Source organism: Citrobacter sp. Cpo100, from assembly GCF_030332595.1.
In the GTDB taxonomy this organism is placed as follows: Bacteria; Pseudomonadota; Gammaproteobacteria; order Enterobacterales; family Enterobacteriaceae; genus Citrobacter; species Citrobacter portucalensis.
In genome coordinates, this window is sequence record NZ_JAOWHM010000022.1 from 1 (window position 1) to 14125 (window position 14125).

Annotated in this window: 12 protein-coding genes and 1 tRNA gene; 9 read left to right on the top strand and 4 right to left on the bottom strand. The window is 53.2% G+C overall.

Annotation, left to right across the window (positions count from 1 at the left end):
- The first annotated feature begins 125 nt into the window (after positions 1-125).
- Positions 126-201: transfer RNA gene (locus OGX96_RS00765), tRNA-Trp, on the top strand.
- Positions 202-301: 100 nt separating this feature from the next.
- Here the strand turns inward: OGX96_RS00765 and hdfR are convergent.
- On the bottom strand, positions 302-1147 hold the full coding sequence (gene hdfR / locus OGX96_RS00770; RefSeq protein ID WP_008787063.1) for an HTH-type transcriptional regulator HdfR: 846 nt from the start codon (positions 1145-1147) through the stop codon (positions 302-304).
- Between the two features lie 106 nt (positions 1148-1253).
- Between hdfR and maoP the strand changes: the two genes are divergently transcribed.
- The gene (gene maoP / locus OGX96_RS00775; RefSeq protein WP_003018025.1) at positions 1254-1592 is read left to right on the top strand and encodes a macrodomain Ori organization protein MaoP; all 339 of its coding nucleotides are present in this window, start codon (positions 1254-1256) and stop codon (positions 1590-1592) included.
- Between the two features lie 24 nt (positions 1593-1616).
- Here the strand turns inward: maoP and OGX96_RS00780 are convergent, their stop codons facing one another.
- Positions 1617-3137, bottom strand: coding sequence for a YifB family Mg chelatase-like AAA ATPase (locus OGX96_RS00780; RefSeq protein ID WP_048237104.1), 1521 nt, complete (start codon positions 3135-3137; stop codon positions 1617-1619).
- A gap of 352 nt (positions 3138-3489) precedes the next feature.
- Between OGX96_RS00780 and ilvL the strand changes: the two genes are divergently transcribed.
- The 6 genes from ilvL to ilvA all read left to right on the top strand — a co-directional run bounded on the left by ilvL (position 3490) and on the right by ilvA (position 10140).
- The gene (gene ilvL, locus OGX96_RS00785) at positions 3490-3588 is read left to right on the top strand and encodes an ilv operon leader peptide (RefSeq protein ID WP_001311244.1); all 99 of its coding nucleotides are present in this window, start codon (positions 3490-3492) and stop codon (positions 3586-3588) included.
- A gap of 139 nt (positions 3589-3727) precedes the next feature.
- Positions 3728-5374, top strand: a complete 1647-nt coding sequence (gene ilvG / locus OGX96_RS00790) for an acetolactate synthase 2 catalytic subunit (RefSeq protein ID WP_079935205.1) — start codon at positions 3728-3730, stop codon at positions 5372-5374.
- Positions 5371-5634 carry an acetolactate synthase 2 small subunit gene (gene ilvM / locus OGX96_RS00795; protein ID WP_003018017.1) on the top strand — a complete coding sequence of 88 codons (264 nt, stop codon included), beginning with the start codon at positions 5371-5373 and terminating at the stop codon, positions 5632-5634. Before ilvG ends, ilvM begins: the two co-directional genes overlap by 4 nt.
- A 17-nt stretch (positions 5635-5651) precedes the next feature.
- Positions 5652-6581 (top strand): branched-chain amino acid transaminase, encoded by a 930-nt coding sequence (locus tag OGX96_RS00800; RefSeq protein WP_003829030.1) that lies wholly within the window; start codon positions 5652-5654, stop codon positions 6579-6581.
- A gap of 158 nt (positions 6582-6739) precedes the next feature.
- The gene (gene ilvD / locus OGX96_RS00805) at positions 6740-8590 is read left to right on the top strand and encodes a dihydroxy-acid dehydratase (protein ID WP_003829028.1); all 1851 of its coding nucleotides are present in this window, start codon (positions 6740-6742) and stop codon (positions 8588-8590) included.
- 5 nt (positions 8591-8595) lie between these two features.
- Positions 8596-10140 (top strand): threonine ammonia-lyase, biosynthetic, encoded by a 1545-nt coding sequence (ilvA, locus tag OGX96_RS00810; RefSeq protein WP_003018007.1) that lies wholly within the window; start codon positions 8596-8598, stop codon positions 10138-10140.
- Positions 10141-10203: 63 nt separating this feature from the next.
- On the opposite strand, the gene fabV is transcribed toward ilvA, so the two are convergent.
- Positions 10204-11397, bottom strand: coding sequence for an enoyl-ACP reductase FabV (gene fabV, locus OGX96_RS00815; RefSeq protein ID WP_008787067.1), 1194 nt, complete (start codon positions 11395-11397; stop codon positions 10204-10206).
- A gap of 172 nt (positions 11398-11569) precedes the next feature.
- Positions 11570-12472 carry an HTH-type transcriptional activator IlvY gene (ilvY, locus tag OGX96_RS00820; RefSeq protein WP_003829023.1) on the bottom strand — a complete coding sequence of 301 codons (903 nt, stop codon included), beginning with the start codon at positions 12470-12472 and terminating at the stop codon, positions 11570-11572.
- 164 nt (positions 12473-12636) lie between these two features.
- Between ilvY and ilvC the strand changes: the two genes are divergently transcribed.
- On the top strand, positions 12637-14112 hold the full coding sequence (ilvC, locus tag OGX96_RS00825) for a ketol-acid reductoisomerase (protein ID WP_003829020.1): 1476 nt from the start codon (positions 12637-12639) through the stop codon (positions 14110-14112).
- Positions 14113-14125 lie beyond the last annotated feature (13 nt).

Genomic DNA, 14125 nt, shown 5'->3' on the forward strand with positions numbered 1-14125 from the left:
CGGTAGTTCAGTTGGTTAGAATACCTGCCTGTCACGCAGGGGGTCGCGGGTTCGAGTCCCGTCCGTTCCGCCACTTATTAGAAAATTAAGCCTGCTACTAAGCAGGCTTAATGATAAGAAGATTTAGGGGCGTAGCTCAGTTGGTAGAGCACCGGTCTCCAAAACCGGGTGTCGCGAGTTCGAGTCTCTCCGCCCCTGCCAGAAACAATCCTTAGCATTATTGCTAAGGATTTTTTTTTACCTGTAATTTGAGTTTTTCCTTCTTTCTATTTTACTCCCGGCATCCTTGCCAGCGTTTTCCTTAATCTTCCAGAATATTCGTTCTCAGCAGATCGCAAATCAGCGCATGTTTATCGCTATTTTGCAGCCAAACTGCATATAACGGGCGTGAAAGCGTTGTACTGTCGGTAACCGTATGGAGATCGCTTTTACCTTTAGCCCAGCTGACCGGTAGCCAGCTAAAACCTTTGAGGACTGAAAGTTGCTGCCTGGCTAATTCTGCCGAACTGGTGGTAAGTACCGGCACTTCATCTCCCGCAATCAATCCAGCCTCGTGTTGCTGAAAGTCAGGTCCCCATTCCAGACGCAGATAATTCAGTTCATCTTTGGTTTGTGAAGGAGAACTGCAATAGAGCGCCAGCGTGAAATATCCCAACAGTTGGCTGCTAAATTCGTCCATTTTGGGCGTTTCGGTAGTAATCAATAGATCAAGCTGTCGTTCATGAAGCTGTTTTACTAACGACTGTCGCTGCGCGATCCTCGCTTCAAATTGCAGGCTGGATTGCGGCTCCTGGGATTGGTACAAACGCCCCAGCCAGCCATTAAGCATGCATTCCCAGAGGGATGCGCTGGCACCAATAGAAAACTCGTTATGCCGCGAGGTATTCGCAACCTCCTTACGTGCTGCTTGCCACGTATTCATCAGCGTTTCAGCGTAAGGTAATAATTTTTCACCTGCAGCGGTTAAACGGATATTGTTTCTGTGTCGGGTGAACAGGTTTACACCCAATTGATTTTCCAGTTGTCTGATCCGAAAACTAACCGCTGATTGGGTCAGATAGAGCGCTTCAGCAGCCCTGCCAAAGTGGCGTGTCCGGCTAACTTCCAGGAAAGTTTTTAACAATTCCGTATCCACAACTCGCTCCATAAAATTATTTGTCGTTATGATTTAAATCTTTTGTTTGACGCTCTGTCAAGCGTAACTAATACTCCGCGCCATAAATAGCTCGGCCAAAGAATTAGGAGCGTGCAGGATGGCGGAAAGCTTTACGACGACTAATCGATATTTCGATAATAAATATTATCCCCGCGGATTCTCCCGTCATGGTGATTTCACCATTAAAGAAGCACAACTGCTTGAGCGTCACGGTTATGCTTTCAACGAGCTGGATCTGGGCAAGCGTGAGCCGGTAACGGAAGAAGAAAAACTGTTTGTTGCGGTATGCCGTGGTGAGCGCGAACCGGTTACCGAAGCTGAACGTGTGTGGTCCAAATACATGACGCGCATTAAGCGTCCAAAACGCTTCCACACGCTGTCTGGTGGGAAACCTCAGGTGGAAGGTGCGGAAGACTACACCGAATCTGATGATTAATAAAAAAGGGCGAAAGCCCTTTTTTTATGCCAGTAGTTTCTGCAAATGAATGAGTAATCTGTCTATCGCCCGATACCCAACAGCCTCCTGTAAGTGCTGGCGAGAGATATGGTCAGATTGTTCTATATCCGCGATCGTTCGAGCGACCTTTATCAGGCGTAACCATGCGCGGATGGATAATCCGAGATGCGCGAGCGTTTCTTCAAGCCATTGCGCATCGTCGCTACGCAATGGACAGTATTTATGGATATCCTGACTGTCCAGGTGCGCATTTAACTTATTCTGCCGCTGATACTGACGCTCTCGTGCTGCCATAACGCGTTGCTTCACCGTTGCGCTATCTTCCCCTTTTACCTGGCTCTGGCTGAGTATGCCGGGCGGCGGTAAGGGGATTTCGAGGGAGAGATCGAAGCGGTCAAGAAATGGACCTGATAATCGATTGAGGTAGCGTAGCGTCTGCTCTGGGGTACAGCGGTTATGGTTCCCCTGATAATGTCCTGTTGGGCTGGGATTCATGGCAGCAATAAGCTGAAAACGCGCGGGGTAAGTTATTTTTGCCCGAGTGCGGGATAAATGAATCTGCCCGGACTCAATGGGCTCTCGCAGTGCATCCAGCGTGCGCCGCTCAAACTCGGGAAGTTCATCCAGAAACAGTATGCCGTTATGCGCCAGAGATATCTCGCCTGGCGCAGGAATAGAGCCTCCACCGACCATGGCGGTTAATGAAGCACTGTGATGCGGCGAACGAAAAGGGCGTTGTTTCCACTGTTTTTGTAGCGTGTCGGAATTGACCAGACTTAGAATCGCGGCGCTTTCCAGTGCCTCATCATTACTCAGTGGCGGAAGCAATCCTCTCAGGCGACTGGCCAGCATGGTCTTACCCGTTCCCGGCGGCCCGATGAGTAAGAGGTTATGACCGCCAGCTGCGGTAAGTTCCAGTCCGCGTTTACCCTGTTCCTGGCCGATAACATCGCTCAGATCATCTGCTAATGCGCAGGGGGTAAAATCTGCCGATGATGGTCTGTCTAAATCATGCTTACCTTCGAGAAATGCGCATACGGCCTGTAGATGATCGGCTATCAGGCACCCTTCACCGTGTATCAGTCCCACTTCAGCTGCATTCTCTTTTGCGACAATAATTCTCCTGCCTGCGCGAATAGCTTCAGTTGCACTTGATATCGCACCGGGAACGCCGCGTAACGCGCCTGTAAGCGCTAATTCGCCTACCAGCTCATATGTATCGAGGTTATGGGTTGTAAGCTGCTCAGACGCTGCCAGAAGCGCAACTGCGATAGGTAAATCATATCGTCCCCCTTCTTTCGGGAGATCGGCCGGAGCGAGGTTTATGGTTATCTTCTTTGCCGGGAATTCATAACCGCTATTAATAATCGCACTGCGAACTCGATCGCGAGCCTCTTTTACCGTTGTTTCGGGTAATCCCACCATGGTTAAACCAGGCAAACCATTGCTGATATGTACCTCGATGGTAATGGCTGGCGCATTCACGCCCAGCGCAGCGCGTGTGTGAACAATCGATAGTGACATAAGCCCTCCTGATGAAAGCATTATGTCGCAATACATCGCGGCAAGATTTCACATAATTACGGTTTTTAGAGGCTTATTCCCGTGTTTTTATGTAGCTCAATACTGCTTGCATAAAGCCTGGAATAGCGCTCGCAAACACTTTTGAATAACGTTTTTAGTAGGAAACGGGTTGCCGAGAATCACCTGAGACGTGAAATATTTTCACTTTTGATTTTTTGTATAAAAAACAATGATATTTATCTAAACCGTTAACGGCGTCAGAAAAACGAATAAAAAAATATCTTGTGTCATTTGCAAATTCTATGGTAACTCTTTAGGTATTCCTTCGAACAAGATGCAAGAAAATACAAAAATGACAGCCCTTCTACGAGTGATTAGCCTGGTCGTGATTAGCGTGGTGGTGATTATTATCCCACCGTGCGGGGCTGCACTTGGACGAGGAAAGGCTTAGAAAACAAGCCTTAACGAACTAAGACCCCCGCACCGAAAGGTCCGGGGGTTTTTTTTGACCTTAAAAACATACATGAGGAGCAGAAAGTGAACGGTAGCATAAAATTCTGTTTCTCAAGATTTACGGCGGGGATGTAACTATGAATGGGGCACAGTGGGTGGTACATGCGTTGCGTGCACAAGGGGTTCAAACCGTCTTTGGTTATCCTGGTGGCGCAATTATGCCGGTTTACGATGCGTTGTATGACGGCGGCGTAGAACACCTGTTGTGCCGACACGAGCAGGGCGCGGCAATGGCGGCAATTGGCTATGCCCGTGCGACCGGTAAAACCGGCGTGTGTATCGCCACTTCCGGACCTGGTGCTACTAACCTGATCACCGGCCTTGCCGATGCGCTGTTAGATTCTGTTCCTGTGGTGGCGATCACCGGTCAGGTGGCCTCACCTTTCATCGGAACGGATGCGTTCCAGGAAGTGGACGTTCTGGGTATGTCTTTGTCCTGCACCAAACACAGTTTCCTGGTGCAGTCACTGGAAGAGCTGCCGCGCATCATGGCAGAGGCTTTCGCTGTGGCGAACTCCGGTCGTCCGGGTCCGGTTCTGGTTGATATCCCGAAAGACATCCAGCTGGCCAGCGGTACGCTGGAGCCGTATTTTACGACCGTCGAAAACGTAGAGGATTTCCCGCACGCTGACGTTGAGCAGGCACGTAAAATGCTGGCGCAGGCGCAAAAACCGATCCTGTACGTCGGTGGCGGCGTTGGTATGGCGCAGGCGGTCCCGGCCCTGCGTGAATTTATCGCGGTAACCCAAATGCCGGTCGCCTGCACGCTGAAAGGTCTGGGCGCAGTAGAAGCTGACTACCCATACTATTTGGGTATGTTGGGAATGCATGGCACTAAAGCGGCAAATTTCGCGGTGCAAGAATGTGATTTACTGATTGCAGTGGGCGCGCGTTTTGATGACCGGGTGACCGGTAAGCTGAATACCTTCGCACCGAACGCCAGCGTGATCCACATGGATATCGACCCTGCGGAAATGAACAAGCTGCGTCAGGCGCACGTAGCATTGCAGGGTGATTTAAATTCTCTGCTGCCGGCATTGCAGCAATCTCTGAAGATTGACGCATGGCGTCAGCATAGCGCTGAACTGCGCACAGAGCATACCTGGCGCTATGATCATCCCGGTGAGGCTATCTACGCGCCACTGTTGTTGAAGCAGTTGTCCGATCGCAAACCCACGGACAGCGTAGTGACAACGGATGTTGGTCAGCATCAGATGTGGTCGGCGCAGCATATGACCTACACCCGCCCGGAAAATTTCATCACCTCGAGCGGTCTGGGTACGATGGGCTTTGGCCTGCCTGCAGCGGTTGGCGCGCAGGTTGCTCGCCCGAACGATACGGTAATCTGTATCTCCGGTGACGGCTCCTTCATGATGAATGTACAGGAGCTGGGCACCGTAAAACGCAAGCAGTTGCCGCTGAAAATAGTTTTACTCGACAACCAGCGGTTAGGCATGGTGCGACAATGGCAGCAGCTGTTTTTCCAGGAACGTTATAGCGAAACCACCCTTACTGATAACCCCGATTTCCTCATGTTGGCCAGCGCCTTCGGCATACCAGGTCAACACATCACCCGTAAAGACCAGGTTGAAGCGGCACTCGACACCATGCTGAACAGCGAGGGGCCATACCTGCTTCATGTCTCAATCGACGAACTTGAGAATGTCTGGCCTCTGGTACCGCCAGGTGCCAGTAACTCAGAAATGCTGGAGAAATTATCATGATGCAACATCAGGTCGCCGTTGAGGCTCGTTTCAATCCGGAAACGTTAGAACGTGTTTTACGCGTGGTACGCCATCGCGGTTTTCAGGTGTGCTCCATGAATATGGAAGCCGCCAGCGATGCGCAAAATATAAATATCGAATTGACCGTTGCCAGCCCCCGGTCGGTCGACTTACTGTTTAGTCAGTTAAGTAAACTGGTAGACGTTGCACATGTTGCTATCTGCCAGAGCACAACCACATCACAACAAATCCGCGCCTGAGCGCAAAAGGAAGAAAAATGACGACGAAAAAAGCTGATTACATTTGGTCTAATGGCGAGATGATTCGTTGGGAAGACGCGAAGGTTCACGTGATGTCCCACGCGCTGCACTACGGTACTTCAGTATTCGAAGGCATCCGTTGCTACGATTCTCACAAAGGGCCGGTGGTGTTCCGTCATCGCGAACATATGCAGCGTCTGCGTGATTCAGCCAAGATCTATCGTTTTCCGGTTTCTCAGAGCGTTGATGAGCTGATGGAAGCTTGCCGCGAGGTGATTCGTAAAAACAATCTGACCAGCGCCTATATCCGTCCGCTGGTGTTTGTTGGTGACGTGGGGATGGGCGTTAACCCGCCAGCGGGATACACCACCGACGTGATCATCGCCGCGTTCCCGTGGGGTGCTTACCTTGGTGCAGAAGCGCTGGAGCAGGGGATCGACGCGATGGTTTCATCCTGGAACCGCGTGGCGCCGAACACCATCCCTACTGCTGCTAAAGCGGGCGGTAACTATCTGTCTTCGCTGCTGGTGGGTAGCGAAGCGCGTCGTCATGGCTATCAGGAAGGCATTGCGCTGGACGTGAATGGCTACATCTCCGAAGGTGCGGGCGAAAACCTGTTTGAAGTAAAAGACGGCATTCTGTTTACCCCGCCGTTTACCTCTTCTGCACTGCCGGGTATTACCCGTGACGCGATCATTAAGCTGGCGAAAGATCTCGATATCGAAGTCCGTGAGCAGGTGTTGTCCCGTGAATCACTGTACCTGGCTGACGAAGTGTTCATGTCCGGTACCGCGGCTGAAATCACCCCAGTACGCAGTGTCGATGGTATCCAGGTGGGCGAAGGCCGCTGCGGTCCGGTCACCAAACGCATCCAGCAGGCCTTCTTTGGGCTCTTCACCGGTGAAACGGAAGATAAATACGGCTGGTTGGATTCAGTAAACCAATAACAAAATTAATATTTCCCCAAAATAATTCACGTTGCAGGAAGACGGCAACGCAGCAAGTCCCAGGAGCTTACTGCAGTAAGTGACTGGGGTGAGCGAGGCGGCCAACGCACCTGCGGCGTGAAGTATGCAGGGGAAAGACAGACGGGAGTTAATCAAGCATGCCTAAGTATCGTTCTGCTACCACCACCCACGGTCGCAATATGGCGGGTGCCCGCGCATTGTGGCGCGCCACCGGGATGACCGATGATGACTTCGGTAAACCGATTATCGCTGTGGTGAACTCCTTTACCCAGTTTGTGCCGGGTCACGTCCACCTGCGCGATCTCGGTAAGCTGGTTGCCGAACAAATCGAAGCCTCAGGCGGCGTGGCGAAAGAGTTCAACACCATTGCTGTGGATGATGGTATCGCCATGGGTCATGGCGGCATGCTGTATTCACTGCCGTCGCGTGAGCTGATCGCTGACTCCGTTGAGTACATGGTTAACGCCCACTGCGCCGATGCGATGGTCTGCATCTCCAACTGCGACAAAATCACCCCCGGGATGTTAATGGCCTCTTTGCGCCTGAATATTCCGGTGATCTTTGTTTCCGGCGGTCCGATGGAAGCCGGGAAAACCAAGCTCTCTGACCAAATCATCAAGCTCGACCTGGTTGATGCGATGATTCAGGGTGCTGACCCGAAAGTTTCCGACTCACAAAGCGAGCAGGTTGAACGTTCCGCCTGTCCGACCTGCGGCTCCTGTTCCGGTATGTTCACCGCTAACTCGATGAACTGCCTGACTGAAGCGCTGGGCCTGTCGCAGCCGGGTAACGGTTCACTGCTGGCGACTCACGCCGACCGTAAAGAACTGTTCCTCAACGCAGGTAAGCGCATCGTCGAGCTGACCAAACGCTATTACGAGCAGGACGATGCTTCCGCGCTGCCGCGCAACATTGCCAGCAAAGCGGCATTTGAGAACGCCATGACGCTGGATATCGCCATGGGTGGCTCCACCAACACCGTTCTGCACCTGCTGGCAGCCGCGCAGGAAGCGGAAATCGACTTCACCATGAGTGATATCGACAAGCTGTCCCGCAAAGTCCCGCAGCTGTGTAAAGTGGCGCCGAGTACGCAGAAATACCATATGGAAGACGTGCACCGCGCAGGCGGCGTACTGGGTATTTTAGGCGAACTGGATCGTGCTGGACTGCTGAACCGCGACGTGAAAAACGTGCTGGGGCTGACTCTGCCGCAAACGCTCGATCGGTATGACGTGATGTTGACCAAAGACGACGCGGTGAAAAAAATGTTCCGTGCTGGCCCGGCCGGCATTCGTACAACCCAGGCATTCTCACAGGATTGCCGTTGGGATACGCTGGATGACGACCGCGCTGAAGGCTGCATTCGCTCGCTGGAGCACGCTTACAGCAAAGACGGCGGTCTGGCAGTTCTGTACGGTAACTTCGCGGAAAACGGCTGTATTGTAAAAACCGCAGGCGTGGATGACAGCATCCTGAAATTCACCGGCCCGGCAAAAGTGTACGAAAGCCAGGACGATGCGGTTGAAGCCATCCTCGGCGGTAAAGTGGTGGCTGGTGATGTGGTTGTCATTCGCTACGAAGGGCCGAAAGGCGGGCCAGGCATGCAGGAAATGCTCTACCCAACCACCTTCCTGAAATCGATGGGCCTCGGTAAGGCTTGCGCGCTGATTACCGATGGTCGTTTCTCCGGCGGTACTTCGGGGCTTTCCATTGGTCACGTTTCTCCGGAAGCGGCCAGCGGCGGTAATATCGCGATTATCGAAGATGGTGACATGATTGCCATCGATATCCCGAATCGTGGCATTCAATTGCAACTGAGTGATGCGGAAATCGCTGCGCGCCGTGAAGCGCAGGAAGCTCGAGGTGACAAAGCCTGGACGCCAAAAGATCGTCAGCGTCAGGTCTCCTTCGCACTGCGCGCCTACGCCAGCCTGGCAACCAGTGCCGACAAAGGTGCGGTGCGCGATAAGTCGAAGCTCGGGGGATAATGACCATGGCGGATTCACAACCTCTATCCGGCGCTCCTGAGGGCGCCGAGTATCTCAGAGCGGTACTGCGTGCGCCGGTATACGAAGCGGCACAGGTAACGCCGCTACAGAAAATGGAAAAACTCTCTTCGCGCCTCGACAACGTCATTCTGGTGAAGCGCGAAGACCGTCAACCTGTTCACAGCTTCAAGCTACGCGGTGCCTATGCCATGATGGCGGGCTTGACCGAAGAGCAAAAAGCGCATGGCGTCATTACCGCATCGGCTGGTAATCATGCTCAGGGCGTCGCTTTCTCTTCTGCGCGATTAGGCGTGAAGGCGCTGATTGTCATGCCAACGGCTACCGCGGATATCAAAGTCGATGCCGTTCGCGGCTTCGGCGGAGAAGTGCTGCTGCACGGCGCGAACTTTGATGAAGCCAAAGCCAAAGCGATTGAATTGTCGCAGCAGCAGGGGTTTACCTGGGTGCCGCCGTTCGATCATCCGATGGTGATTGCCGGGCAGGGCACGCTGGCGCTGGAGCTGCTCCAGCAGGATGCGCATCTCGATCGCGTATTTGTGCCAGTTGGTGGTGGCGGATTAGCGGCAGGCGTGGCAGTGCTAATTAAACAGCTGATGCCGCAAATCAAAGTGATTGCCGTGGAAGCGGAAGATTCGGCCTGTCTGAAAGCGGCGCTGGATGCCGGTCATCCGGTGGATCTGCCGCGAGTGGGTCTCTTTGCCGAAGGCGTGGCGGTGAAACGTATTGGTGATGAAACCTTCCGTCTGTGCCAGGAATATCTCGACGATATTATCACTGTCGATAGTGATGCTATTTGCGCGGCAATGAAAGACCTGTTCGAGGATGTACGTGCGGTGGCGGAGCCTTCCGGGGCACTGGCGCTGGCGGGGATGAAAAAATACATCGCCCAGCATAATATTCGCGGCGAGCGCCTGGCGCATGTTCTTTCCGGCGCTAACGTTAACTTCCACGGCCTGCGCTACGTTTCCGAACGTTGCGAGCTGGGGGAACAGCGCGAAGCCTTGCTGGCCGTGACCATCCCGGAAGAAAAGGGCAGCTTCCTGAAGTTTTGCCAACTGCTGGGCGGGCGCTCGGTGACCGAGTTTAACTACCGCTTTGCTGATGCGAAAGACGCCTGCATTTTTGTCGGCGTACGTCTGAGTCGTGGGCTGGAAGAGCGTAAGGAAATCCTGCAACTGCTCAATGAGGGCGGCTATAGCGTGGTGGATCTGTCTGATGACGAGATGGCGAAGCTACACGTGCGCTATATGGTCGGTGGACGTCCGTCGAAACCCTTACAGGAACGTCTTTATAGCTTCGAATTTCCGGAGTCGCCGGGGGCGTTGCTCAAATTCCTGCATACCCTGGGGACGCACTGGAATATTTCATTGTTCCACTATCGCAGTCACGGCACTGACTATGGTCGTGTGCTGGCAGCGTTTGAGTTGGGTGAACACGAGCCTGATTTCGAAACGCGGCTGAATGAACTGGGTTATGACTGTCATGATGAAACACATAACCCGGCATTCAGGTTCTTCCTGGCGGGTTAACGACAGCCATTAAAAAAGGGTTCATGTAAAAACATGAACCCTTTTTGCTACTGTATCAGCAGATTACAGCGTGATAACGTCGAATTCGACTTCGGTATTCACGTCAGCATCGTAATCCACACCGTCGAGGGCAAAACCGAACAGGTTCAGGAATTCCTGCTTGTATCCTGCATAGTCAGTTTCTTGCGCCAGGTTTTCGGTAGTGATCAGCGGCCACAGATCGCGACATGCCTGCTGAATGTCGTCACGCAGTTCCCAGTCATCCATACGGATACGCTGGTTGTCATCAAGCGCCACTTTATCGCCGTACAGGCTGGTGGTCATCAGACGGTTGATCTGCTCAATACAACCTTCGTGAATCCCCTGCGCTTTCATCAGCTTGAAGACCATGGAGATGTACAGCGGCATTACCGGAATCGCAGAAGATGCCTGGGTGATGACGGACTTCAGTACGGCAACGTTAGCGGAACCGTTTAGCGGTGCCAGCTGGTTACGCAGTTCACCCGCCGCGCGATCGAGGTCTTCTTTCGCTTTGCCCAGCGCGCCGTGCCAGTAGATTGGCCAGGTCAGGTCGGTACCGATGTAGGAGTAGGCTACGGTTTTCACGCCATCAGCCAGCACGCCCGCTTCGCTCAGCGCGCCCATCCACAGTTCCCAGTCTTCGCCGCCCATGACGGTGACGGTGTTCTGAACTTCTTCTTCGGTAGCCGGCTCAATGCTGGCGGTGATGATCTGATCTTTGTTGGTATCGATCGCTTTAGAAGTGTAAACCTCACCGATTGGCTTCAGCGCTGAACGGACGATTTCACCGGTTTTCGGCATTTTACGCACTGGGGAAGCCAGTGAGTAAACCACCAGGTCAATCTGACCCAGGTCTTCTTTGATCAGTTTGATCACTTCATCACGGCATTCGTCAGAGAACGCATCGCCGTTAATGCTTTTGGAGTACAGACCTTCACGCTTGGCCGCTTCGTCGAAAGCTGCAGAGTTATACCAGCCTGCGGAACCTGGTTTGGTATCCGTGCCCGGTTTTTCGAAAAATACCCCGATAGTGGCGGCACCGCTGCCAAAGGCGGCGGAAATTCTGGAAGCCAGACCGTAACCGGTGGAAGCACCGATCACCAGCACGCGAGACGGGCCGTTCTCGATTTTCCCGTTCTGCTTAACATACTCGATCTGCTTTTCCACGTTGACTTTGCAGCCAGTCGGATGGGTCGTTGTACAGATGAATCCACGAATTTTTGGTTTGATTATCATAATGATGGCTAATTAAGTTTGTATTTTCGCTGTCAAGTGCGCAATGACACCGTCTGTTCTGGCCTGCTTAACGCGATGGTTAACAAGCCCCCCACTACAATGGATCACGACATTATACAGAAAAGGAGCGCCAATACTGAATCTACCACTGATTTTAGACCTGACGCTGGCGCTACTCTGCGGATTTACGTTCCAGAACAATCTTCCAAAACGCGTCGATCAGCGGTTCATGCAGCCGCTTTTTCGGCGCGCAGACGCCAAGCTCGAACGGTGTTTTTTCGTCACTGCGCTCTAAAATCATCACGCGATTACGTACCGGCTCCGGGCTGTTTTCTAGCACCACTTCCGGCAGCAGCGCCACGCCGCAGCCCAGTGCTACCATTGAGACCATCGCTTCGTGGCCACCCACCGTGGCGTAAATCGATGGGTTGCTGATTTTGTGACGACGGAACCACAACTCGATGCGGCGGCGTACCGGACCCTGATCGGCCATGATAAACGGCACCGTTGACCAGTCCGGCTTATCGACCGATACCTGATTTCGCACCGGGCAGGGCAGCGCTGGAGCGATCAACACAACCGTCAGATTCTCCAGCATCGAGAACGCCACCGCGCCAGGCAGCGTTTCGGGCTTACCGGCAATTGCCAGATCGGCTTCACCAGTGACCACTTTATCCATCGCATCGGCGGCGTCGCCGGTGGTGAGCTTAATTTCCACTGACGGATGCTCGGCGCGGAAACGGTCAAGGATTGGCGGCAGATGGCTGTAGGCGGCAGTTACCGAACAGAAGATATGCAGTTCGCCCGACAGCGACGGCCCTTGTTGATCTAGGGTGTGGCGTAACTGCTGGTACTGCAACAGCGTCTGTTGGGCAAACACGCGCAGCTCTTCACCTGCTTCGGTCAGTGTAACCGTGCGGTTATCGCGCACAAACAGCGGCTGGCCGAGGTCTTCTTCGAGGCGCTGAATCTGCCGGGAAAGCGTGGATGGGCTGACGTGCATTGCCCGCGCGCTGCGGCCAAAGTGACGACTTTCAGCCAAATGCAGGAACATTTTCAGATCGCGTAAATCCACAGACGAGCCTCCGATTTTCTACGTTGCATAAATTGCAATGTGACGTTGTGAATATATCAATTTCCGCAATAAATTTCCTGTTGTAATGTGGATTCAATCTCGCAAATACAAATCTGCGAACCGAATAATAAGCACCACAACACAACATCACGGAGTACACCATCATGGCTAACTACTTTAATACACTGAACCTGCGCCAGCAGCTGGCACAGCTGGGTAAATGTCGCTTTATGGGTCGCGACGAATTCGCCGATGGTGCGAGCTACCTTCAGGGTAAAAAAGTGGTCATCGTCGGCTGTGGCGCCCAGGGTCTGAACCAGGGCCTGAACATGCGTGACTCCGGGCTGGATATCTCCTACGCACTGCGTAAAGAAGCCATTGCTGAGAAGCGTGCTTCCTGGCGTAAAGCGACCGAAAACGGCTTCAAAGTGGGTACCTACGAAGAGCTGATCCCGCAGGCTGATCTGGTGGTTAACCTGACTCCGGACAAGCAGCACTCCGACGTTGTGCGTTCTGTACAGCCGCTGATGAAAGACGGCGCAGCGCTGGGTTACTCCCACGGCTTCAATATCGTGGAAGTGGGTGAGCAGATCCGTAAAGACATCACCGTTGTGATGGTGGCACCGAAATGCCCGGGTACTGAAGTTCGTGAAGAGTACAAACGTGGTTTCGGCGTACCTACGCTGATCGCCGTTCACCCGGAAAATGATCCGAAAGGCGAAGGCATGGCGATTGCTAAAGCCTGGGCTGCGGCTACTGGCGGTCACCGTGCGGGTGTGCTGGAGTCCTCCTTCGTTGCGGAAGTGAAATCTGATCTGATGGGTGAGCAGACTATCCTGTGCGGTATGCTGCAGGCCGGTTCTCTGCTGTGCTTCGATAAGCTGGTAGAAGAAGGTACTGACCCGGCATATGCTGAAAAACTGATTCAGTTCGGCTGGGAAACTATCACCGAAGCGCTGAAGCAGGGCGGCATCACTCTGATGATGGACCGTCTGTCTAACCCGGCGAAACTGCGTGCTTACGCGCTGTCCGAACAGCTGAAAGAGATCATGGCGCCGCTGTTCCAGAAACACATGGACGACATCATCTCCGGTGAATTCTCTTCCGGCATGATGGCTGACTGGGCCAACGACGATAAGAAACTGCTGACCTGGCGTGAAGAGACCGGCAAAACCGCGTTCGAAACCGCTGCCCAGTTCGACGGTAAAATCGGCGAGCAGGAATACTTTGATAAAGGCGTTCTGATGATTGCGATGGTGAAAGCGGGCGTTGAGCTGGCGTTCGAAACCATGGTGGATTCCGGCATCATCGAAGAATCTGCTTACTACGAATCACTGCACGAACTGCCGCTGATCGCCAACACTATTGCCCGTAAGCGTCTGTACGAAATGAACGTGGTTATCTCTGATACCGCAGAATACGGCAACTACCTGTTCTCTTACGCTTGCGTACCGCTGCTGAAAGAGTTCATGACCACCCTGCAGACCGGCGACCTGGGCAAAGCGATTGCTGAAGGCGCGGTAGACAACGCGCAGCTGCGTGACGTGAACGATGCGATTCGCGGCCATGCTATCGAGAAAGTGGGCCAGAAACTGCGTGGCTACATGACCGATATGAAGCGCATTGCGGTCGCAGGATAATTCCTCATAGAGG